General features: G+C 41.3%; 23 protein-coding genes and 1 tRNA gene. 5 read left to right on the top strand and 19 right to left on the bottom strand.

Features of this window, described 5'->3' with window-relative positions; genetic code table 11:
• Position 1: 1 nt before the first annotated feature.
• Genes AC570I_RS19240 through pxpB form a run of 4 tightly spaced genes read right to left on the bottom strand, consistent with a single transcriptional unit; the run spans position 2 to position 3675 of the window.
• Positions 2 to 1189, bottom strand: a complete 1188-nt coding sequence (locus tag AC570I_RS19240; protein ID WP_497406782.1) for an NRAMP family divalent metal transporter — start codon at positions 1187 to 1189, stop codon at positions 2 to 4.
• Positions 1186 to 1950: a LamB/YcsF family protein gene (locus tag AC570I_RS19235; RefSeq protein WP_047801301.1), complete on the bottom strand. Its 765-nt coding sequence runs from the start codon at positions 1948 to 1950 to the stop codon at positions 1186 to 1188. Before AC570I_RS19235 ends, AC570I_RS19240 begins: the two co-directional genes overlap by 4 nt.
• On the bottom strand, positions 1947 to 2939 hold the full coding sequence (locus AC570I_RS19230; protein WP_497406781.1) for a 5-oxoprolinase subunit C family protein: 993 nt from the start codon (positions 2937 to 2939) through the stop codon (positions 1947 to 1949). The genes AC570I_RS19235 and AC570I_RS19230 overlap by 4 nt, the downstream gene beginning before the upstream one ends.
• On the bottom strand, positions 2920 to 3675 hold the full coding sequence (pxpB, locus tag AC570I_RS19225) for a 5-oxoprolinase subunit PxpB (RefSeq protein WP_497406780.1): 756 nt from the start codon (positions 3673 to 3675) through the stop codon (positions 2920 to 2922). The genes AC570I_RS19230 and pxpB overlap by 20 nt, the downstream gene beginning before the upstream one ends.
• 305 nt (positions 3676 to 3980) lie before the next feature.
• Here pxpB and AC570I_RS19220 point away from each other — a divergent pair, with 305 nt between their 5' ends.
• The 3 genes from AC570I_RS19220 (at position 3981) to AC570I_RS19210 (ending at position 5885) form a co-directional block, all read left to right on the top strand.
• Positions 3981 to 4754 carry an HAD-IIA family hydrolase gene (locus tag AC570I_RS19220; protein WP_047801304.1) on the top strand — a complete coding sequence of 258 codons (774 nt, stop codon included), beginning with the start codon at positions 3981 to 3983 and terminating at the stop codon, positions 4752 to 4754.
• Between the two features lie 195 nt (positions 4755 to 4949).
• On the top strand, positions 4950 to 5369 hold the full coding sequence (locus AC570I_RS19215; RefSeq protein ID WP_047801305.1) for an organic hydroperoxide resistance protein: 420 nt from the start codon (positions 4950 to 4952) through the stop codon (positions 5367 to 5369).
• 90 nt (positions 5370 to 5459) lie between these two features.
• On the top strand, positions 5460 to 5885 hold the full coding sequence (locus AC570I_RS19210; RefSeq protein ID WP_497406779.1) for a MarR family winged helix-turn-helix transcriptional regulator: 426 nt from the start codon (positions 5460 to 5462) through the stop codon (positions 5883 to 5885).
• A 27-nt stretch (positions 5886 to 5912) separates the two neighbouring features.
• Here the strand turns inward: AC570I_RS19210 and AC570I_RS19205 are convergent.
• Positions 5913 to 5986: transfer RNA gene (locus tag AC570I_RS19205), tRNA-Pro, on the bottom strand.
• Between the two features lie 54 nt (positions 5987 to 6040).
• Positions 6041 to 6874 (bottom strand): N-acetylglucosamine kinase, encoded by an 834-nt coding sequence (locus AC570I_RS19200; RefSeq protein WP_497406778.1) that lies wholly within the window; start codon positions 6872 to 6874, stop codon positions 6041 to 6043.
• A 192-nt stretch (positions 6875 to 7066) separates the two neighbouring features.
• Here AC570I_RS19200 and AC570I_RS19195 point away from each other — a divergent pair, with 192 nt between their 5' ends.
• Positions 7067 to 8257 (top strand): ROK family protein, encoded by a 1191-nt coding sequence (locus AC570I_RS19195; protein WP_497406777.1) that lies wholly within the window; start codon positions 7067 to 7069, stop codon positions 8255 to 8257.
• A 136-nt stretch (positions 8258 to 8393) separates the two neighbouring features.
• Positions 8394 to 10313 carry a glucosamine-6-phosphate deaminase gene (gene nagB / locus AC570I_RS19190; protein WP_497406776.1) on the top strand — a complete coding sequence of 640 codons (1920 nt, stop codon included), beginning with the start codon at positions 8394 to 8396 and terminating at the stop codon, positions 10311 to 10313.
• 145 nt (positions 10314 to 10458) lie between these two features.
• Here nagB and AC570I_RS19185 read toward each other — a convergent pair whose 3' ends face one another.
• The 13 genes from AC570I_RS19185 to tssD all read right to left on the bottom strand — a co-directional run.
• The gene (locus AC570I_RS19185) at positions 10459 to 11295 is read right to left on the bottom strand and encodes a metallophosphoesterase family protein (protein ID WP_497406775.1); all 837 of its coding nucleotides are present in this window, start codon (positions 11293 to 11295) and stop codon (positions 10459 to 10461) included.
• Between the two features lie 187 nt (positions 11296 to 11482).
• A complete protein-coding gene (locus AC570I_RS19180) occupies positions 11483 to 11797 on the bottom strand; it encodes a hypothetical protein (protein WP_497406774.1) in 315 nt (104 codons plus the stop codon).
• Positions 11794 to 12294, bottom strand: a complete 501-nt coding sequence (locus AC570I_RS19175) for a hypothetical protein (RefSeq protein WP_497406773.1) — start codon at positions 12292 to 12294, stop codon at positions 11794 to 11796. The genes AC570I_RS19180 and AC570I_RS19175 overlap by 4 nt, the downstream gene beginning before the upstream one ends.
• 82 nt (positions 12295 to 12376) lie before the next feature.
• On the bottom strand, positions 12377 to 12811 hold the full coding sequence (locus AC570I_RS19170; RefSeq protein WP_497406772.1) for an immunity protein YezG family protein: 435 nt from the start codon (positions 12809 to 12811) through the stop codon (positions 12377 to 12379).
• 52 nt (positions 12812 to 12863) lie between these two features.
• Entirely contained in the window at positions 12864 to 13493 is a 630-nt protein-coding gene (locus AC570I_RS19165; RefSeq protein WP_497406771.1) for a hypothetical protein, read from the bottom strand.
• Positions 13494 to 13559: 66 nt separating this feature from the next.
• Positions 13560 to 14117, bottom strand: a complete 558-nt coding sequence (locus AC570I_RS19160) for a T6SS immunity protein Tdi1 domain-containing protein (protein ID WP_497406770.1) — start codon at positions 14115 to 14117, stop codon at positions 13560 to 13562.
• A 32-nt stretch (positions 14118 to 14149) separates the two neighbouring features.
• On the bottom strand, positions 14150 to 15775 hold the full coding sequence (locus AC570I_RS19155) for a polymorphic toxin type 15 domain-containing protein (RefSeq protein ID WP_497406769.1): 1626 nt from the start codon (positions 15773 to 15775) through the stop codon (positions 14150 to 14152).
• A 2-nt stretch (positions 15776 to 15777) separates the two neighbouring features.
• Complete coding sequence (locus tag AC570I_RS19150) at positions 15778 to 16047, bottom strand: hypothetical protein (RefSeq protein ID WP_497406768.1); 270 nt, start codon at positions 16045 to 16047, stop codon at positions 15778 to 15780.
• A gap of 23 nt (positions 16048 to 16070) precedes the next feature.
• Complete coding sequence (locus AC570I_RS19145) at positions 16071 to 17000, bottom strand: hypothetical protein (RefSeq protein WP_497406767.1); 930 nt, start codon at positions 16998 to 17000, stop codon at positions 16071 to 16073.
• 4 nt (positions 17001 to 17004) lie between these two features.
• Positions 17005 to 18783, bottom strand: coding sequence for a type VI secretion system Vgr family protein (locus tag AC570I_RS19140; protein WP_047801313.1), 1779 nt, complete (start codon positions 18781 to 18783; stop codon positions 17005 to 17007).
• A gap of 6 nt (positions 18784 to 18789) precedes the next feature.
• Positions 18790 to 19359 carry a hypothetical protein gene (locus AC570I_RS19135; protein WP_497406766.1) on the bottom strand — a complete coding sequence of 190 codons (570 nt, stop codon included), beginning with the start codon at positions 19357 to 19359 and terminating at the stop codon, positions 18790 to 18792.
• Between the two features lie 13 nt (positions 19360 to 19372).
• Complete coding sequence (locus tag AC570I_RS19130; RefSeq protein ID WP_497406765.1) at positions 19373 to 20209, bottom strand: hypothetical protein; 837 nt, start codon at positions 20207 to 20209, stop codon at positions 19373 to 19375.
• 120 nt (positions 20210 to 20329) lie between these two features.
• On the bottom strand, positions 20330 to 20653 hold a 324-nt coding region (gene tssD, locus AC570I_RS19125), incomplete at its 5' end, for a type VI secretion system tube protein TssD (RefSeq protein WP_497406764.1).

The raw sequence follows: 20653 nt of genomic DNA, 5'->3' as shown, positions 1-20653 counted from the left end.
GTTACGAATTTACAGTTAACAGTTGGGCAATGGCTCCATAGCCCATCCAAATCATCGTGATAACAACAGCTGCACCGGTTATAGTCAGCCATAAAGGCTGCTTATAGTTAGAAATAATTTTAGTACGGTAGGCACTAATGAGCATCACTCCTAATGCAATAGGTAAAATTAGCCCGTTAATGGCGCCGACAGCAAGTAAGGTTTTAACCGGTTTACCTACAATCAGAAATATGATACAAGAGCTGATGATAAAAACAATAATGATGACTTTGTGATATTTTAATATAAAAGGGTGGAAACTCTTAATGAAAGAAATTGAAGTATAAGCCGAACCAACCACTGAAGATATTCCTGCAGCCCATATAACCACACCAAAAACTTTATAACCAAACTGTCCGCTTGCCAGCTGGAATACCGATGCTGCCGGATTCGCCGGATCTAATTTAGCGCCGGTAGAAATTACCCCTAAGGCAGCGATAAACAACAACAAACGCATTAATGAGGCTAGCCCAATAGCACTTAATGCCCCCTTGTTTACAGCTGAGAGGTTTTCTATCCCCGTTTGCCGGGCGTCTAATAAGCGATGAGCCCCTGAAAACGTAATGTAGCCTCCTACAGTACCACCAACAATGGTGAGCACCGCCCCAAAGCTGAACTGCGTAGGGTTTACTGAACGTATTGCTGCTTCAGCCAGCGGCGGATCACTGATATAAGCAATGAAAAGTGCCAGACAAATTTTAATCAAACCCATGGTTTTAGCAAACACATCCATAGCTTTACCCGCTTCTTTGTACACAAAGATTCCAATCGCCAGTATCGCACTGATCACAGCACCTTGTTGTACACTTATCCCAAACAGCACGTTTAACCCTAATCCTGCACCGGCGATATTACCAATATTAAAAGCTAGGCCTCCCAGGAAAACCAGAAAAGATAGAAAATAACCCAGTCCCGGAAATACCCGGTTCGCAATTTCCTGTGCCGGCTGATCTGCGACAGCAATAATCCGCCAGATGTTCAATTGTGCAATAGCATCTAAAACGATCGACAGTAGGATTACAAATGCGAAGCTGGCACCTAGCTGTTCGGTAAATACAGCTGTCTGGGTTAAAAACCCTGGTCCAATAGCCGAAGAAGCCATTAAAAAGGCGGCACCCAAAAGCACGCTCCAGTTATATTTCTTTTTCATGAATGCGGAGCTTTTATAATGATATTTTCAGCCTGTAAACTTGCCGTTATCTCCCTGGCAAAATCAACTGCATGAAGCCCATCGCCGTGCAAACAGATCGTTTCCGCCAGCAATGAAATCGTTTTCCCATTTGCCGTGGTTACCTTCCGCTCATTAACCATCTGCAAAACCTGAGCCATAGCTAACCGATCATCTTTTATCACAGAGTTGTGTTGCGACCTCGGTGTAAGTGAACCATCATCCTGATACGTGCGGTCGGCAAAAACTTCAGATGCTGTTCTCAATCCAAGTTCCCTTGCAGCATTGATCAGCTGACTACCTGCAAGCCCATATACAATTAAATTCTCATCAAAATCTTTAACTGCATTGGCAATCGCCTGAGCCAAAGGATATTCCCTGGCAGCCATGTTATACAAGGCCCCGTGCGGTTTTACATGGTTAAGTTTGGCTCCTGCTGCTTTTACGAAAGCATATAACGCGCCAATTTGATACAAGGTAATCTGGTAAACTTCCCGCGGAGAACACTTAATTTCCCTGCGACCAAAACCCTGTAAATCCGGAAAACCCGGATGTGCACCAATAGCCACCTTTCTGGTTATTGCCAGTTTGATGGTTTCCTCCATTACCTGGGCATCGCCCGCATGAAAACCACAGGCAATATTAGCAGAGGATATGTAATCCATCAGCAAGCTATCATTAGGCATCGAATAATTGCCAAAAGCCTCCCCCAGATCGCAGTTTAGATCAACAGTTTTTATCATTCAATCATAAATTTATAGGCAATTGTAGCATCGAGCTGCTTAAGATGCATTTCACGTTCAAGATACAGCTCTTCTGCTTCATCGCTACTAATTTCTTTAAAAAAAATCTCTTTATTCGGCCTCATTTGTGCGCAAGCTACCAAATCAACCGAGGCTACTTGAGCAATTCGTGGATAACCACCGGTTGTTTGCGCATCAGCCATTAGTAAAACAAGATTTCCGTTTCCGGTAACCTGAATTGTACCGATAGTAACTGCAGTCGATAACAGCTCATCAGTTTTTCTTCTACTCATCAATGGACCATCAATAGGTATCCCCATACGGTTCCCCTGAGCATTTACCACAAAAGATTTAGTAAGCAGGCTTATAATCGAAATCGCATCAAACCATAAAAACTCCTGCGCGGGCACTACTCTTACCTCATTTTTGAGAACAAAACGGGAATCAGAAATGCTCCATTTAGGAAAATTAATTTCACTGCTTTTTAAGTGCTCTAAAATAGATTTAGACAATGGACTCATACAGGCCTCATTGATAAGCAAATCATTGGCTTCTAATGCTCGCCCCTCAAAACCGCCGAAGCCGCCAGAGAGATAGGTGCTTCTACTCCCCATGATCTCCGTTACCTTCCATCCCCCGGCTACGGCCAGGTAAGATCTCGAACCCTGCAGATTTTCCTTCAGTGTAATACTTGTACCTGCAGGTATGAAAAGAGGACGATTACAGGGTAAATCAACACCATTAACAGTGTATATGGCACCATATCCACTATAGGCAATAAGCAAGTCACACTCAACAAAAAATGAAGCTCCACCGTAATTAAATTCAATTAAGGCTGAACCATCCGGATTGCCAACTGCCTTATTGGCCAGCCGGGCAGAAAGTTGATCCATAGCACCTGAAGTAGGTACCGCCTGACCTCGAAACATGGGCCGGCCCAAATCCTGTACCGTTGTTAAAACGCCCGCCCTAATGATCCTGATGGCCATCTTTAAGATTACTCAATTCATAGTATCGCTGCTCATCAATAGCCTTAAACCGCACCTCATCACCAGCCTCTAAAAATGAAGGCCGCATTCGGTTGATATCGAATAAATGGATTGGTGTTCGCCCTAAAATTTGCCATCCACCCGGAATACTTAGCGGGTAAATGCCGGTTTGCTTTCCGGCAATTCCAACCGAACCTGCATGTACTGCCTGTCTGGGTTGCGCCTTTCTTGGAGTAGCCAGCCGCTCGTCCATCCCCCCCATATAAGCAAATCCTGGAACAAAGCCAATCATATAAACTTTATAAACTGCACTGCTGTGCAAATGAATAACTTCCTCCGCAGATAATCGGTTAAAAGTAGCTATCTCCTGTAAATCGGGACCGAAAATTCCCCCATAGCAGATAGGGATTTCTATCCGTCTTTGCTTCAGAGAATAGTACTTCGTAGCTTCTGCATTCAGCAGATGCAAATAAGCAGAAATCTTTTCAAAACCAGTGCTTCCAGGTAATACCGATTGCATCACTTCTATCGGTGAATAAAAAACGCTAAGCGTGGTATAGGCAAGAACTGTCGTCCTAAAACCTATAAAAGGATTACAGGTAAGCAGTGCATTAAATTCACTAATCCGTTTAAAGGTTGCTTCGTTAATGTCTTGACCAAAAACCACGCTTACTGCCTCCTCGCTCAAAAAATAGATCAGAATATCAGAATTTGTAGCCGACTGTAATGAAATCATCAGGCTAAATATAATTATTATTAAAATATCGAAGCAATTATCTTTAAAAGAATCAATTTCCTGCAATAATTAACCAATATTGGCAATATTTATTAACAGTCCCTCAACAATCCCATCGCATTTAGCATGCGCTAACGGGATTGTTTTGCCTATTCACCACCGCTAAACAAATTAAATATTGCCATCCCTATTTCAAAATCCAGAATTCTTCTTACCGAATTAACATAACACTATCTTCTCATAACAATAAAGTAATTAAATTTGGCCTGATCGAATACATTTTATCCTCACTTTAAATCAAATACATGAAACAAGGATTGTTAATAGATATGGACGGCGTGATCTACAGTGGCGAAGCGCTGATAACGGGTGCCGATAAATTCATTAAAAAACTAGTCGACGAAGACATACCATTCGCATTCATGACCAATAACAGCCAACGCACAAGTCTGGAAGTGGTTCGCAAACTTAAAGGAATGGGCATAAAGGTAGAAGAAAGCCATGTGTATACCAGTGCAATGGCTACAGCTAAATTTTTATCTGATCAAAGCCCCAACGGAACCGCATATGTACTGGGAGAAGGCGGCCTGCTAAGCAGTTTACATGCCCACGGAATTACGTTAGTAAATACAGACCCCGAATTTGTTGTACTTGGCGAAGGCAGAAACTTTACCCTCGAAATGGTTCAGCGCGCAGTAGACATGATTCTGGCCGGCGCAAAGTTCATTACCACAAACAGAGACCCGTCACCAAAGAAACCAGGATGGAATAATCTGGGCATAGCAGCAACTACCGCAATGATCGAAGAAGCCACAGGTCGTAAAGCATTCGTAACCGGGAAACCAAGCCCCGTGATGATGCGCTCGGCCAGGAAGTTCCTCGGGTTGGAAACCAGTGAAACAACAGTAATCGGCGACACCATGGAGACTGATATACAAGGAGGTGTACAAATGGGTTATAAGACCATCTTGGTATTGTCAGGAATAGCGACGAAAGATACACTCGGTCATTATGCCTTCAAACCGGATATGATAGCAAGTTCAGTCGACGAAATTAAATTCCCGCTAGCCTGGTGGTAAAACACCGTTGGCAAAATAAATCAGGACAGGCGATAATTGCATAAGGCTCGGTTTTCCCCTGCTTCACCTACCCTCTAAAAGTCAGCCTAAAGAAATAAATTTAAATAAAACGCCGTTATTTTTGGCTTATCAAAATAAATTTTAATATTTGTATCGTAAACGATATAATCGTTAACGATACATAATCAATACAATATGAAAACCTTATATCAAACCAGCGCAACCGTAACCGGTGGACGCAACGGACAAATAAGCAGCGAAGACGGTGCTTTATCATTAGAAGTTAGAATGCCAAAAGAACTTGGTGGAAACGGAACGGGCTATACCAATCCTGAGCAGCTTTTTGCAGCAGGCTATGCAGCATGTTTCGACAGCGCCCTGAACCTGGTTATGCATCAGGCTGGCGTGAAATCTACTGAACCAACAACAGTTAAAGCAAACATAGCATTACATCCTGATGGTAAAGGCGGTTTTATACTGGGCGCAGCTTTACAGGTTACTGTACCTGGCATTGATCAAAGTGAGGCACAGCAATTGGTCGGAAAAGCCCACGCAATCTGCCCGTATTCAAATGCTACCCGTGGAAATATAGAGGTAACGCTTGAAATACTTTAGTTTCCAAAAGCTACAAGGCATTTTAAAAATGCTTTGCAGCTTTCATTTTCTATCTTTGGAGATCATCAGAATTAGATCATACTCACACCCATGGAAGAATTTTATAAACTTGAAGATCAGCTTTGCTTCCCGCTTTATGCTGCTTCTCGCCTGGTAACAAGGTGTTATCAGCCAGTACTCGATGAAATGGGCATAACCTATCCGCAGTACTTAGCACTGATGGTGTTATGGGAAAATAATCATATTAATCTGGGTGTTTTGAGCGATAAGCTCAAACTTCAGTCGAACACCCTCACCCCCTTAATCAAACGCATGGAGGAAACAGGACTCCTCAACAGGGCCCGTTCTGATAAAGATGAACGAAGTATTATTATATCCCTTACAGATAAAGGCAGTAAACTTCAGTCACAGGCTCCAAAACTCCATCAGCGCATCAGAGAAAACCTGGGAATCAATGAACAGGAGGCAAAAGAACTTAAGCGGGTATTGGATAAAATGATCCTGAACCTCTCTTAGGGCAAACCGAAAATATTTGTAAATATGTCGGGACGAGAAGATTCGAACTTCCGACCTCCAGCACCCCATGCTGGCGCGATACCTGGCTACGCTACGTCCCGATGAATCATTATAAATTCAACGCGAAGATAAAAACCCATCCGAAAAAATCAAATTTAAAGATGAAATTTATATAAATCATCCATTGGCGATTTAGAGATTTTTCCGCATGTCATACCGAATTCCCGGGCCACCTCTTCCAATACTTCATGAAATACGAAAGCAATCGAGCCAACACAATTGATATTAAACTGTTGATAATCTGGATAGCGTGAAATGATGTTAACGAAAAAATCCGAAAAACCACTTTTTACAATACCAAAAACACAAGGGTGGTCAATATATTTACTTAAAAACACCGTAAAACTTGCCGAAAATCTGTTAGGTAATTTCTGCCCATAAAATAGATCAAGCACTTCTTCAGGCTTAATCTGGTATTCCTGAAAAAACAAGTCCATAATCTCCGGCGACAATGCATAGCGGGCATACAACACCAGTAAGCGCTTTCCAAGGTATGCGCCACTGCCCTCATCACCCATTAAAAAGCCCAAAGAATTTACCTGATGCGAAATTTGACCGTTCTGGATTAAACAACTGTTCATTCCGGTACCCAATATACAAACCAGACCTGATCCATTCCCCACAAGCGACCTTGCCGCAGCCATCATATCCGAATCAACCTCAACCGACGAATTTAGAAACAACGATGAAAGGGCATTCGCCAATACCTGTTTCTTATCCCCGTCACATCCTGCACCATAAAAGAAAATCTGCTTTACCTCATCAAAAACAATACCTGTACCCATCCCACGTTTTATCGCGTTTACAATGTAGGTTTCATCCATATAATAAGGGTTTAAACCCTCGGTTGCAAATACCTCGTTGTTTCCGCCTGGATACGTAATACTCCATGTTGTTTTTGTAGAACCGCTATCAGCAATGATTAACATATTATTTTTTGGGCTAAAGATCTAACCTGAATGATTTAAAAATTACACAATCATACCAAATAATTTTAATATCATTGTAATACTTTTTAATTTATTTTAATAAGTAATCAAATATCACTCATTCTGGTTACAATTCCTTCATCATTTTTATAAAAAGATATATCTTTGAGTAACCACCCGCCCTCAGCATAAATGAAAAACAAAAAGCCTAAATACTCGGCAATACACCTGGATGTTATAAAAGAACTATTTTATATCAAATCAGCTACATCTGCAGAACTTTCATTGCGACTGGATAAAAGTATCCCCTCGATAAACAAAGTGATAGCTGATTTAATTGAAGATGGATATGTCGCCGAGAAGGGTCTTGCACCATCTAGCGGGGGAAGAAGGCCACTGATGTATGCATTGGTAGAAAACAAGAGCTATATTATTGTAATTGCAATGGATCAGCTTTCCACCAGAATCGGACTGGTTGACCTGCAAAATAATGAGGCATACACAGCTGTTTCGCTTGAAATTGATCTGATACATGATGATGAAGCATTAGCAAAACTCATCTCGGCCATTGAAAATTACATTAGCGATTCCAAAATCCCTAAATCCAAAATAATGGGCATCGGTATTGGTATGCCGGGCTTTGTCGACGCAAAGAAAGGCATAAATTTCACATACCTGAAACCTCAGGAAAAAAGCCTGGCAAACTACCTCTCCGAAGAAATCGGTATTCCAACTTTTATTGACAACGACTCCAGTCTGGTGGCCTTAGCGGAACATAAATTAGGTGACGCTGCACAACAAAAAGAAGTGATGGTAATCAATCTTGGTTGGGGAATCGGACTGGGGATGATCGTGAAAGGAGAATTATACAGAGGATATAATGGTTTCGCTGGTGAATTCAGCCACATCCCAATCACCGAAAAGGAAATCCTTTGCAGCTGTGGCAAGCAGGGTTGCCTCGAAGCAGTGGCAAGTCTTTTGGCCGTTACGAACAAAGCAATCAGCGGACTGGAAGCTGGCAAAGTGAGTAGCCTCCGCAACGCTAAGCACTACCACTCGAAGATCGACATGAGCAATTCCATCCTTGCTGAAGCTAACCACGGCGATCAGTTTTCCATTGAACTCATATCTGAATCGGCTTATGATATCGGCAGAGCGCTCTCTATCCTCATCCATATCATGAACCCCCAAACTATTATTTTAAGCGGGAGAATGGTACGGGCAGGAAGAATCATGTTGGCCCCCATTCAGCAGGCACTCAACAAATATTGCATCCCACGCCTGTTTGCCGGCACAGAAATTAAATTAAGCAACCTTGGCTTCGATGCTGAGCTTATCGGAGCCTCAATTCTGGTAATTGAAAATCTGGAACACCTTATTTAGTATCATCATATAGAATTAGCATAATAAGGATCCACCTTCAAAAGGTCGAGCAAAGGCAATAACATTTAATTTATTTTAATAAAGTAGCTAAACTTATTAAAATGTTTTATTAAGTTTGACATAAATTAATTCATATATGTCAAGGTTAAACTTTTTAGAAGAAACTCGTTTCGAAAAAATACCGGTTAATGTCTTCGCTACTCAGGCTGACGCTTCGGTATATATTGCAAAAAGAATAGCAACCCTCATTCGGAAAAAAGAGAAAGACGGACTTAAAACAGTTTTGGGATTGGCTACTGGTGCTTCTCCGATTTTAATTTACAAAGAGTTGGTTCGCCTGCATAAAGAAGAGGGATTGAGTTTTAAAAATGTAATCACCTTTAACCTTGATGAATATTATCCAATGAATCCGGATAGCCTGCAAAGCTATGTAAAGTTCATGGACATGAATCTGTTTAACCACATTGATATTCTTCGCGAAAACATTAACGTTCCCGACGGAACATTAAGTGAAGATGAAATACAGGCCTACTGCATAGCATATGAAAAAAAGATTGCCGAAAATGGTGGATTGGATTTCCAGCTTTTGGGAATAGGCAGAACAGGTCATATCGGCTTCAACGAACCAGGCTCTGCTCCTAACTCCGGCACAAGACTGGTAACCTTAAACGACCTGACCAAAAGGGATGCTTCCAAAGATTTCGGTTCTAAACAAAATGTACCTACAAAAGCCATTACCATGGGCGTAGGAACAATTTTCAATGCCAAAGAAATTGTATTGGTAGCATGGAACGAGAAAAAAGCCGATATCTTAAAAGCAGCAGTTGAAGGTGAGATCTCATCCGATGTACCTGCAACTTACCTTCAGCTTTCCAATAACGTAGAATTTATTATCGATCAGGACGCTGCTTCGCAACTCACCAGATTTGATAAACCCTGGTTGGTTAAAGATTGCGACTGGAACCCGCAACTAATTAAAAAAGCAGTAATCTGGCTGGCAGAGCACCTGCAAAAACCGGTATTAAAATTAACCGAAGACGATTACAACAACAATGGCATGGCACAGCTGGCTACAGAAAAAGGCCCTGTTTACAACATCAATATCTCGATATTTAACCAGTTACAGCATGCCATTACCGGCTGGCCGGGTGGCAAACCAAATGCCGATGATAGTCAGCGACCTGAAAGAGCAAAACCTGAAATCAAAAACAGCATTGTTTTCTCCCCGCACCCTGATGATGATGTAATTTCCATGGGTGGAACTTTCATTCGCCTTGCCGATCAGGGACATAACGTCCACGTGGCGTACCAGACATCCGGAAATACAGCCATTTGGGATGACGACGTTTTGCGTTATCTGGAATTCTATATCGACCTCACTAAAAGCCAGGGTACAGATGCAACCGCTTTAGAAAAAGCTTACACTGAAACCCGTGAGTTTTTTGCCAATAAAGCACCAAACCAGGCTGATACTAAAGAAATTCAAAATATTAAAGGCCTCATCAGAAAGGGCGAAGCAGTTGCCGGAGCCAGATTTTCTGGTGTAAAAGACGAAAACATCCATTTCCAGAACCTTCCTTTTTACGATCGTGCGAAATACGATAAAAATGTTTCATACGAGGACGATATCATCGAAACCATGGAACTCCTTAAAAAAGTAAAACCACATCAGGTATTTGCTGCAGGAGATTTTGCGGATCCTCATGGAACACATAAGATCTGTTTCAATATCATTCACGAAGCCTTAAAACGACTTAAAGCTACCGAAGATTGGGTTGCCGATTGTTGGCTATGGCTATACAGAGGCGCTTGGCACGAATTCGAAATACACGAAATTGAAATGGCTGTTCCACTTTCACCTCAGGAAGTAATACGGAAAAGACACGCCATCTTTAAACACCAGTCGCAAAAAGATATTCCGGTATTCCCCGGAGATGATGCCCGTGAATTCTGGGTTCGCGCAGAAGAACGCACCAGTGAAACAGCATTCAGATACAATAAGCTGGGCTTAGCTGAATATGAAGCAATTGAAGCCTTCGTCCGGTTTAAATATTGATTCCCGAGTCTGGGGAAATACAACGAAACTGTCTTGCTATTATCGTTGGCGATGTAGCAGGCAGCCCAATGTTTGAGCGCATTAGGGTTATAGGCCGTCCGGAGGGACGGCCTTTTTTGTTAGCCAGATCCAAAAAATGAATGCACTAAAATGAAGTCTCATTCAATGCAGGCGTTCCACTGGCATTGATCTGTCGGGTTGATATTTTATCATCCTCTCCCACTTCTACAATCCGGAATCCCTTGTAAGCCGTTCCCCAGTTACCCCCAATGTGCGAATCAAAAAAGTGCGGTAATTTATCGGTATAAAAAACCGCATCTAAGCTATGGTCATGACCATGAAATACAGCCTTAACATTCGGGTAACTGTGCAATAGCGAAACCGTATCCGGCGCATCAACAAAAGGATGCTGTGGCACCCAGATGTGGGGCGGAATATGCAATACAACAAATACAGTCTTTAAATCCCTGAACTTGTCGAGCTCTGTCTTAATGAAATGGTTATCGGGGCTCAAATAAGCGCCCTTAATATTTGAAGTATTCGCCATAACGAAACCAATACCATTCTTTTCAAAGGCATAATTATCCTCATAACCAAATACCGACATCCAGTGTGCAGTATCTGCATGATCATGATTACCAGGAAGTGCATAAAATGGGACCTTCAATTTATCGTAATAATTGTGCTTTACCTCCTTCAAAAGTTCAGGTCGATCGTGTACCAGATCGCCATTGATAATCACCAGATCGAAAGGAGTTTTCTCGTGTGCCTGATTAAGCCACCCAATCATATTTTCATGATCCTTCTTATATTCCGTCCCGGGCTGTCCGTAATGCCCGTCAGAGGCAATAGCAAACCTTAACTTTACAGGCGCATTTACAGCTGCCTGATCCAGAATCAACGCATCAGCAGAGGTGCTGATCCCAGCTACTAACAAACTGGATACCGTTCCTTTTATGAAATTTCTTCTTGAAGATGACATGAGCAATAAATTATTGACAGAAATGAATAACCAGAACTTGTTCCGGTAAAATACAAATTTAAATCACAAATCTGTTCTAAATGCCCTTCGGTCAAAAACTTAACACAGAATTAATATTATTGAACGTTTTAAGCGGCCAAAACTAAATACGAATTGAATTGAAAAATATGGGATACACTAAAATTGACTAATAATTCCCATCTAAAAATATTGAGTTTTTCCAACCTGCGACCCAATGATCAGCAACTGCTGTAAATAATTCATCTTTTGTCTTAAGTTTCAGTTGTTCCAGTGCATTAGCTACATCACTAAGCAGCCAGCCTCCACCGTTTAAGGTCAGCCATGCTTCTTTGAGTTGATTATTATTAAGGTAGTTTTGAAACAACTCCTTGCCAGATTGCTTACCTGTCAACCATGGCGCTCTTTCTTCAAGCTGATCTAATAATTCTATTGGGGCTATCTCTTTAAACGCTGCATTTTCCAGGTGCTTTTTTGTGTTCAAAATAAAAAGTGATGAAGGAAAGTCTCCCCGGTAACCATCAATGTTTTCAAATATTTGAATGGTCTGTTACCCTTGAAATAAACAAGATGATCGAACTCTTGAGGATCATCACCATAATCAACCACAAATTCATCAATAGCCTTGTATTCTTCGAGATTATTAAGCTTACAAAATTCAATAATTTCATCTGTTAACTCGTCTTTGGTAATGATCATTCTCAATGCAATTAGCGTAAGAAACTGATCGGCATTTCGGGCTATTTCTGAAAGAAAACCTGATTCCAGAAAATATTCAACATAAGTATTTTCCCTATCACAGAAAAAATGGTTAACGATCCCTTTATATGAAGCCCCATGTCCTAAAAAAAGTGGAATTAAACATGGCGGATGCGGATACCAATAGTCTGAAACAGAATTGAGATCATCGATATAATTGGGCAAGGAAACTTCCTTTTTTATTAATTTAATGATCCGGTTATCGACATTCAATTTTCCCAAGAAATGCTTCAGATTTAAATCCTCCACCATATAATTTTAATTTCAATTGTCTGATCAGAAAATTGAGAATATTTATTATTCCTTATTTGTTCAATATTTCTGTTAACCAGGCTGGCGTGGCTTCAGCGTCACGCGGAAATTCTTCATTGTCGATCACAAATTCATCATCTTCGGGTTCCATTTCAAAATTTGGTCGGTTATCATAATCATATTTAATTTCGAAATCTCCGCTCTCAGTTACAATCATCTCAACATTATACCAAGCACCTTTGCCAGGACTAAGCTTATACATTTCGTTCCTTAACTGAATCAGCAGGTTATCCACTTCTTTTTCTTCCGGAGCATTTTCGTAGTTGGGATCAAAAGATTTCCCTATTTTTTCTTCCACATAGTAGGTAACAGTTAACTCTACATAAGTCGATAAAATAGAAGCCTCTAATAAAATCTTGCTCCAGTCGTCAACCGGAACATTGTCAAACAAAGTTTGTCCAATTTCTTCGATTAAATGATTAGCCATTTCCATTATAATATGCGTATTGTAAACAATTCAAAATAACTCTTATGTTCATCTACCTTTCCATGCCAATCTTAGTCCATTCATCTATAACAGGCCAGATTTCGATATTCAGTTTAGGTGCTTTGGTATGCCACCAAATAAATCCTGTTTTTTTATTCTCAGAGGATAAATCCACCGAGGCATAATCCCCCATTCCATTATCAAATAATCCAATACAATCTTCCAGTTTGAAAGGAAGACCTCTCAAGTCTATTTCCTCAAGAATCCCACAGTCTTCGTCACCCAGAATAATAGTATCTTCTATTCTTAACAGCCCGTTGGCTTTTGAAGCATAGTATACCCATCCATTATGCAATTGATCATATATTTCTCTAAAGCTTCGGGCTAATCGTTCGAAGTAGACAGGTACAGATTTTGTATTGCTATTATAGCCGATGTAGTAGACTTCCTCTCCTTTTAGGTTTTTCAAAGAATAAATCAATGCCAGCTCATTCCCTTCCCATATCAGTTCAACATCAATCAAATTACCTTGCAAATAGCTAACGGTCGATTGAAACTGGTATAGAAACTTATTCCAATGATTCAAGATAACTTCTACCTTTTGTGAAGGACTGCGCTTGCTAAGCGCTTCAACCCAAAATTCTGGTAAAACACGTAGTTCTTGATGATCGAGGGTATCCATAGATATCTGTTTAATCTTGTTATCATATTTTAATAGAAAAGCTGTATTAAGCATCTTTTATTTTGATTATTGTATTTGCCCCAATGCTTGCGCTACTATCGATAAATATTCCTTCAATTTAACTTTGTTTAAATTCTCAGGTTTGTCAAAACCGCCCAATCCTAATAAGGTGATATAACCATAACATTCATCATTTGAAAGCGAGCCTAATTCCGGCTTAACATCTAAGTATTTTTTATAAGATGTTTTTTTTTCAAGGAATGAATTATCTGTTAATTTCAGATCAAAAAATACATTTAATTTCCTGCCCACCACTTCTTGCTTACTATAATTTATGTCAATATAAACCACACTGTCATCTTCCCATAAATACAAGCAGCCAAATGCATCACGGGCAAAACAGACAGACGGCTGAGAAACTGGCAGATATATTTCGTTAACCAGCTGGCGATACTCAGCCGGATTAACAATCCATAAAAATCCATTCATGTAGCTTCCTTCTCCCAGTTCAACTAGATCTAACAAGTCAGGAGGCAATATATCTCTAAATTGATCCAAATCATTTGAAGGTATATTTTTTTTATCAGCAAGTTGTCCGTAAGTTTCTATAAATTTTGTAAACATATTCGACTAATTTTTTATTTAAAATTAATTAATTATTCCCAAGGGAGGATTACATTTAAATATGTACTAGCTCTCTCTTCAGGTGTCATGTGCGCAGCTTGTTCTCTGATCTGCGCATCGATCTGACTAATTCTATTATTTTTTGCCCATTGACTTCCTAATGATGAATTAATATTGCTATCCCCCAAACCAGTAATGTTAGTGCCATGACCGCCGGCCACCTGATCCGGATCGTGGAGTGCAGCTTTATCAGACATATAGTCATCAGTTCTCATAGCAGCATCGTCATAAGAGAGGCCTTCATTTTCCATTAAATTATCGATCATATCCTCACGAAACTGCTCCCTATACCTTTGCTGGGCCCTACTTCCTTCAGATGACCGTCCGTTTTCCAGGTAAGCATCTCTATTAACCAAAAATTCCTCTACGGTAAGATTATTCATACCAGCTTCTTGTCCCTCAATCTGCCTTCTAAATTCTGCTAAATCGTGGCCCGGATTTCTTCTAAATGGCGGGTCACCTGTTACAAGCTTAATTCTTAAAATCGTCGCCTCATAAGCCTCGCCTTCACCCTCTTTCTTAGCACTTTCTTCCCGCGCCGTATTGGCATCTTTCACCGTTTCCTCATCGGCCTTTTGCTGCTCACCATCTTTTGGCTGCTCACCATCCCTTGCTGTTTCCCCATCCCGTACAGGCTCGCCTTTATTTCCTTTCAGTTCTTCGGGGGCCTTATGCACCGGCGACAATAACAACGCCATCCCCGCAACATCCTGCCAGCTTGCATTGCCACTTAAAATGTTCGAACCCGAGTGGTACATCCCCTCTTCCATTGCAAAAACACCACGTCCTGCTGCACCCCAACCCGATTCGCCTGTATTTCCGTAATGTGCCAAACCAGCCTGTGTAGCAGTTACCCCACGCAATCCAACTGCTGTTGCCGCTGTAGTAACTACAGTAGAAGTACTGGCTCCTGCACCCGCATAACCAAAGGTAGCACCAATATTGCGAATTACATTCATTGGCGCGCTCCGGGCAAATTGCCAGGCCGCCTGACCAACACCACGCATACCACCACTGGCAAATGCGCCCGCTCCTCCACTCAATGCGGCACCGCCCATTCCAATAGCAGCTCCGGCCATCATTCCCTCCATTAAACCACTGATGTAGTTCGATGCACCAAGTGCAATAGCCTGACTCCAGTTCTTTATTTCAGGCGCAAACGTAACTACTCCCCCAACAGGACAGGTCATCGTTTGGTTACCCGTGATGGTTTCAACACCCTGAATAATATAATTGTTTTTGCTACCTACCCACTTCCGGGCCTTGGCTGCCAGCTGACCGCAAAGCATGGTACCAATTACGGCTCCCCAGGCAGCTCCTGCCAATCCTGCCAAAGCACCCAATGCAATCAATGCCGCCCCACCTGTAGCCACCGTCATTGCAGCTATAACTACAACAGCCGCAGCAATAATAGCCATAATCAGCATCATTCGTGTGCAGCCGAAATCTATCCAGCTACTGGTTGCCGTATCTTTAACGGTGATGAATTTTTCACCCGACTGTTTCTTTGTCGATTTCTGTATCGATTGAAATTGTGCAGGAACGGCACCACAACTACATTTCCAGAAATCTTTCTCTGTGATGATCTTGTTGCCCATTATTAACTTTTTTCTAAAACCTGTTTACGTTTGATAAAACCCAACCTTACCCTGTTTCCCACCTCAATGCTTTTTATACCCAACGTTGTAATACTGAACCGATCTCCGGTATATAGTGCTTCTTTGTTTTGAAAAGAGAAAAAATACGATCTGGAACGGTGTTTTCCTTCAAGATCCTCAGCCAAAATGCCAAACCTCAAAACCGACTTACCAATGCGCCAGGTCTTTACCCACGTTTTTTTAGCCTTGCAATTTGATTTTTCAATTTCCATACGCTTCAATTTTATCGCTCCACTTAAAAAAAGCTGAACTTGCTTTTTGAACTTTCTGTCTCTGTAGATACCGGTTGCGGCACATCATTAGCATTTACCCTGCGATCGCTGTTTAAAGTGTATGTTAACTTATTATATAACCGTGTTTCATCAGCAACCTCAGTTTTCGAAACTTTTGCCTCTTGTAAACGCCCTGTAACCGGATCGATCACCCTTTGTTCGTGTTGACTGAGTTCCGGTTTCAGGTTCGATAGCTCAATTTTTCCTTCGAATTGTCCATAAGCCGATTTGATAAAATCCTTATTTATAGCATTTGCAGGAAGTAAAATAGTATCTACTTGTACCAAACCGTCGCCACTTCCGGTAGCAACAGGAGTTATTCTGGTTTCTACTGTCCAGTCTAGTGATGTGGTATTGAAAATATTTGTCCCCTTTACCATTGCTTTCAACAGCATGTCACGGTTAAAAACCTGGCCAAAATAAAGTCTTAAAAATTCGTTGGCCTGAACAGCAATTTTGATCTTCTCCGGGTTATTAAAAATCTCGTCATTGAGGATAATGGCATCCTTTAGGGCATCATTGCCGAAAATATACTTCTCCATCTCTGCCTTCGTTTGCTTCCACTTGGAAAGCAGTAGGCCGATATTCAAAACTTCTAAAACTTCACCGCCTGCACTAAGCAACAGGTGCAGCTCGCTATACATCCTTCCAAAAATCTGGCTCACCTGAGCGACTTCGGTCACCAAAGGGCTGTTGGCTTCAAGTACCACATTATCCAACTGGATGAGCCGCACCTCCAGCTGATCGGAACTGGCCTGCAATACGCTAAAATCATAACGTAGCTGCACCTTCGAATGGATATGAACGTCAACACCATTTACCTCCGATTCGATTATAATCGTGTACTGATCGTTAAAAGGGCTTTTAACCCTTATTTTTGCGTCATCTAGCATATCATTAGTTTATAAATACATCGCCTCCGTCTATTTTCGTATTTCCACCTGTAACATGATTGGTACCGGTAATGGTGTTATTTGAACCGGTTATCACATTAGTTGTGGAGGTTATCTTCATATCCTGGGTGTTTACATTAGTTGCCGTTCCGTTGATATCGATCTTACTGGATTTGGCACCACCCTTTTGCGCAATCTCTATCTTATCCGCGTGGATCGTAATCTGATCTTTCTCTAGCGTGATGGATGAGGAGCCATTCGTAAGCACCACAGTCTGACTTGAGGTAACAGTAACCTTGTTCTGTCCGTCAACAATAATGTGGTTTCCGCCGGTCTTATCTTTAATCGTTATACCACCACCATCATTCAATTGAACAGTATGCCCACTTTTAGAAGTTAAGCTCTTACTGTTGTTACTTGCACTACCACCACTTCCGCTTTTACCATGAAATACCGATCCCATAACAATGGGTCGTGCCACGTTTCCCTCTTCAAAGGTAACAGCCACCTGATCCCCAATTTCAGGGATAAAAACAAAACCACGGTTTTTACTCACTTTGTCCGAGCTTCCTGCATCAGGTGTAATTACCCTCAACCATTCCGTCACATCATTCGTTTGACATTCCCATTTAAATTTAACCTTTATACGTCCCTGTCCCTGTGGATCATTATTATCCACCACATCGGCTAATTGCATATCAGGGTACGGAGTATCGTAATTCTTCACCAGCAAACGCTCAGTTGTAGAAACCAGCCCTTCAAAAGTATTGTGGTATTTTCCAGTGCCATCTATGTGATGGTAAATACTGGTAATCAAAAACTTCCCTAAACTCTCTGTACTAAATGAAAGTTCCTTACGCAAACTCATTGATACCTCGGCAATAGCGCCAATCGCCAGCTGTGCATTATCACCACTCGCATTAACTTTCAATAACTCACTGATATTAGCCTTCTCCTCATTTTCTACATAAGTTTTAATATCCGAACTACTGTCTACCCTGATTAGCGAGGGTTGGTTAAAGGTTTTACTGTAAATAGAGTTCGAAGCCTGAATAGCATGTGCCAGATCCGGATGCCCGTCTGCCTTGCCTGTGCTTTCGCTCGATAACATCTCATCCTGTTTGGGATTATACGAGAACCGTTTGTTTTTAATCGGAGCAACTTCCATCGCATATTGAAGGTTGTGTACATCCCGTCCATAAAAAAGAGAAATAGATTGCTGCTCATCTGGCTTACCAAAATTAAGCTGCTCCCCATCGTAGTAAAACCATTCATGATATTCACCCGATAAGCGGTTCAAAAAATCGAAGTCACTCTCCCTGTATTGAATAAGATAATCAATCGGAGCCGTCCGGCTGGCGTTTGCAACAATTTTAAGGTCGTTTGCCGGCGTATCGCTTGTAGCCAGTTTTACAATATCATTTAAACTTTTTGCCAGATAAGAACCCAGATCCGGACCCCGGTCTATTAATATTGTCGGACTATAACCACTCACAATAATCACTCCATGGTAGCCATGGCTCTGTGCCAGTTCCACTTTCGTAACCAAACCAGCAAAATTCTGGAGTTGTTCACCGGCATGCCCAAAAGAAGCCGTCAGCGTTTTGCCAACAAAACCACGGCTGTCATCCAATGATATCAAACCAGGAGCGCCCATCTGGTCATGGTTAAACCGCAACTCAAAATAATGATGGGCATTAAACTGTTGCTGTAAAGAAAAAGAAGCAAAGTGTGTAATCGCTTTACCCTCTATATTGATTTCTGTTATTAGCTTTTTTTCCATGATAATTTATTTTACCGGCCATTTCGCATAATATGCTACCGCTTTATACTTTCCATTCACCCTGCCAAACACAAAAGCAAAATAATTCTCGGCCTGAGTATTGCTTTCCGCATATTGCACATACAGTTCATAAAGTTTACTGCCACTATCGGTAAGTTTCTTAACCGATAAATAATACGGATCATCAGTTTTATTATCTATCTCAGATAAGTTGTCATCCTTTGTGCCCGGCAATAGCCGCAACACATCACGGTGATAAATGGAACTTTTGTAAGTATTAAAATCCTGTAAACTAATTGGATCAGAAATATTACCGGTGCGTCCGTCAGGCAATTGCTGCTGGCCGGTGTAAAAGGGAAAGTGCATGCATTGCGCCACCGCACCAATGTTTTTAACTGCTAACTCTTTCTTAAATAACCTGAGGGCAGCATAAAAGTCCTTTTCATCATTAACTTTCGACTGCGTAACATTAGAGACAGCATGTATTTGCGTACTGCTTTTTTTACCCGGCTGTTCACATCCCGATGCGAAAATCGGCAGCATGTATAAAAAATATATGATCGCTTTTTTTTTCATGAAGGAATATTAATTAATGCCTGGCAATTCCAATCAATGCCCGCTCTTCCATTCTTTTCAGGATAACTGCCGAGCCCAGTTGTTTTGAAACGGCTTCGGCATCAAACTTTCCGTCCGCTACATATTTTCCTTTGGTATAATGGTTAGAATAGCTCCATAAATAAGGCGAATTGATACTATGGAACTTGAAATACCCGAAACCATTGTAGGCTTCCAGCTTTCTTAAAATTGTAGGCAGGTTCCAGTTCTGTATCTGATCAAACCGCATAAACTTCAACGCATCAACCGCGCTCTCTTCAAAAGTAAAAGGCGGCTCATGCCCTACCTTCGGTCGGTTCGCAGGAACCCTTACCGTATAATTTGTTAAAGGATCACCATTGTGAAGGTGTTTTTTGAACGAGAAACTACACTCCAGATAGTGTGCACAGGCTATAAAGTACCAGGGGATGTTTGAAGACCCTGAAGCAAAGTTTACCAGTGCAGTATCAAACGGATTTTTAAATTGAAATGGATTCTTAGGAATTCCCATCGAGAGCAAATCACTCTCCTCAGGCGATTTCAGACTAAAAAAATCACGTTGTGCACCTTCCAATTGAGGTGTAAATGAAAAGAAATTTACAGGTGGATTCAGATTCACCTTACCAGCAACAGCATCCGAAATTTTAGTGTAGATACTCTTATTGGCTACAACGTTATCATCAATTACCTTGTCTATATCGCCAATTTTGGTTGCATCAATAACGCAATCTTCAAAAAGCTTAATATATTCCAGGTCAGTAGGCTGTGATGGTTTTACCACAGGTCCTCCTTTCGATTTTACCGCTGGTTTGACATTTTTTTTCTTTCTCATAGGCTTGAGCGTAAATGAAAATCAAATCAACCGAAACAATTTACCAGAATGAAACGGAATCAAAAATGCATTTGAAGGGGCCCTTAGATAACAGGCCCCTTCAAATGTTTTTACTAATGATTATGCTTTTGGCCAGTCATTCTCATGCTCGGCGTTACCCAGCTTTAGCTTTCTGGCCGAAACCACAAAACTTAAGGTCATTGGCGTATTGTCATTAACCGCAATGCCTTCATTATATTGGATGATGTAGCCGTCTTCAAACGACAACTCTTTCATCTTCGCATCCTCTTCTCCTTTTTTAAAGATGATATTGCCTGATAGTGGCTTGTATTGGTTGTTCACCATCGATTCGATCACCGAAGTATCCTCAGTCGACTCGATTTCGATATTAATGGTTCCACCATAAACACCAGACGACGGACGGCCTTTGGCGTCAACATCTCT

Source organism: Pedobacter sp. A2324 (genome assembly GCF_059693705.1).
Note: the sequence above shows the minus strand (reverse complement) of the source record. Positions and strands in the feature narration are given on the sequence as shown.

What these genes read in the sequence shown, in the direction of transcription:
- AC570I_RS19240 (WP_497406782.1), bottom strand. Translation starts at nt 1,189, where the DNA reads ATGAAAAAGAAATATAACTGGAGCGTGCTTTTGGGTGCCGCCTTTTTA.
- AC570I_RS19235 (WP_047801301.1), bottom strand. Translation starts at nt 1,950, where the DNA reads ATGATAAAAACTGTTGATCTAAACTGCGATCTGGGGGAGGCTTTTGGC.
- AC570I_RS19230 (WP_497406781.1), bottom strand. Translation starts at nt 2,939, where the DNA reads ATGGCCATCAGGATCATTAGGGCGGGCGTTTTAACAACGGTACAGGAT.
- pxpB (WP_497406780.1), bottom strand. Translation starts at nt 3,675, where the DNA reads ATGATTTCATTACAGTCGGCTACAAATTCTGATATTCTGATCTATTTT.
- AC570I_RS19220 (WP_047801304.1), top strand. Translation starts at nt 3,981, where the DNA reads ATGAAACAAGGATTGTTAATAGATATGGACGGCGTGATCTACAGTGGC.
- AC570I_RS19215 (WP_047801305.1), top strand. Translation starts at nt 4,950, where the DNA reads ATGAAAACCTTATATCAAACCAGCGCAACCGTAACCGGTGGACGCAAC.
- AC570I_RS19210 (WP_497406779.1), top strand. Translation starts at nt 5,460, where the DNA reads ATGGAAGAATTTTATAAACTTGAAGATCAGCTTTGCTTCCCGCTTTAT.
- AC570I_RS19200 (WP_497406778.1), bottom strand. Translation starts at nt 6,874, where the DNA reads ATGTTAATCATTGCTGATAGCGGTTCTACAAAAACAACATGGAGTATT.
- AC570I_RS19195 (WP_497406777.1), top strand. Translation starts at nt 7,067, where the DNA reads ATGAAAAACAAAAAGCCTAAATACTCGGCAATACACCTGGATGTTATA.
- nagB (WP_497406776.1), top strand. Translation starts at nt 8,394, where the DNA reads ATGTCAAGGTTAAACTTTTTAGAAGAAACTCGTTTCGAAAAAATACCG.
- AC570I_RS19185 (WP_497406775.1), bottom strand. Translation starts at nt 11,295, where the DNA reads ATGTCATCTTCAAGAAGAAATTTCATAAAAGGAACGGTATCCAGTTTG.
- AC570I_RS19170 (WP_497406772.1), bottom strand. Translation starts at nt 12,811, where the DNA reads ATGGCTAATCATTTAATCGAAGAAATTGGACAAACTTTGTTTGACAAT.
- AC570I_RS19165 (WP_497406771.1), bottom strand. Translation starts at nt 13,493, where the DNA reads ATGGATACCCTCGATCATCAAGAACTACGTGTTTTACCAGAATTTTGG.
- AC570I_RS19160 (WP_497406770.1), bottom strand. Translation starts at nt 14,117, where the DNA reads ATGTTTACAAAATTTATAGAAACTTACGGACAACTTGCTGATAAAAAA.
- AC570I_RS19155 (WP_497406769.1), bottom strand. Translation starts at nt 15,775, where the DNA reads ATGGGCAACAAGATCATCACAGAGAAAGATTTCTGGAAATGTAGTTGT.
- AC570I_RS19150 (WP_497406768.1), bottom strand. Translation starts at nt 16,047, where the DNA reads ATGGAAATTGAAAAATCAAATTGCAAGGCTAAAAAAACGTGGGTAAAG.
- AC570I_RS19145 (WP_497406767.1), bottom strand. Translation starts at nt 17,000, where the DNA reads ATGCTAGATGACGCAAAAATAAGGGTTAAAAGCCCTTTTAACGATCAG.
- AC570I_RS19140 (WP_047801313.1), bottom strand. Translation starts at nt 18,783, where the DNA reads ATGGAAAAAAAGCTAATAACAGAAATCAATATAGAGGGTAAAGCGATT.
- AC570I_RS19135 (WP_497406766.1), bottom strand. Translation starts at nt 19,359, where the DNA reads ATGAAAAAAAAAGCGATCATATATTTTTTATACATGCTGCCGATTTTC.
- AC570I_RS19130 (WP_497406765.1), bottom strand. Translation starts at nt 20,209, where the DNA reads ATGAGAAAGAAAAAAAATGTCAAACCAGCGGTAAAATCGAAAGGAGGA.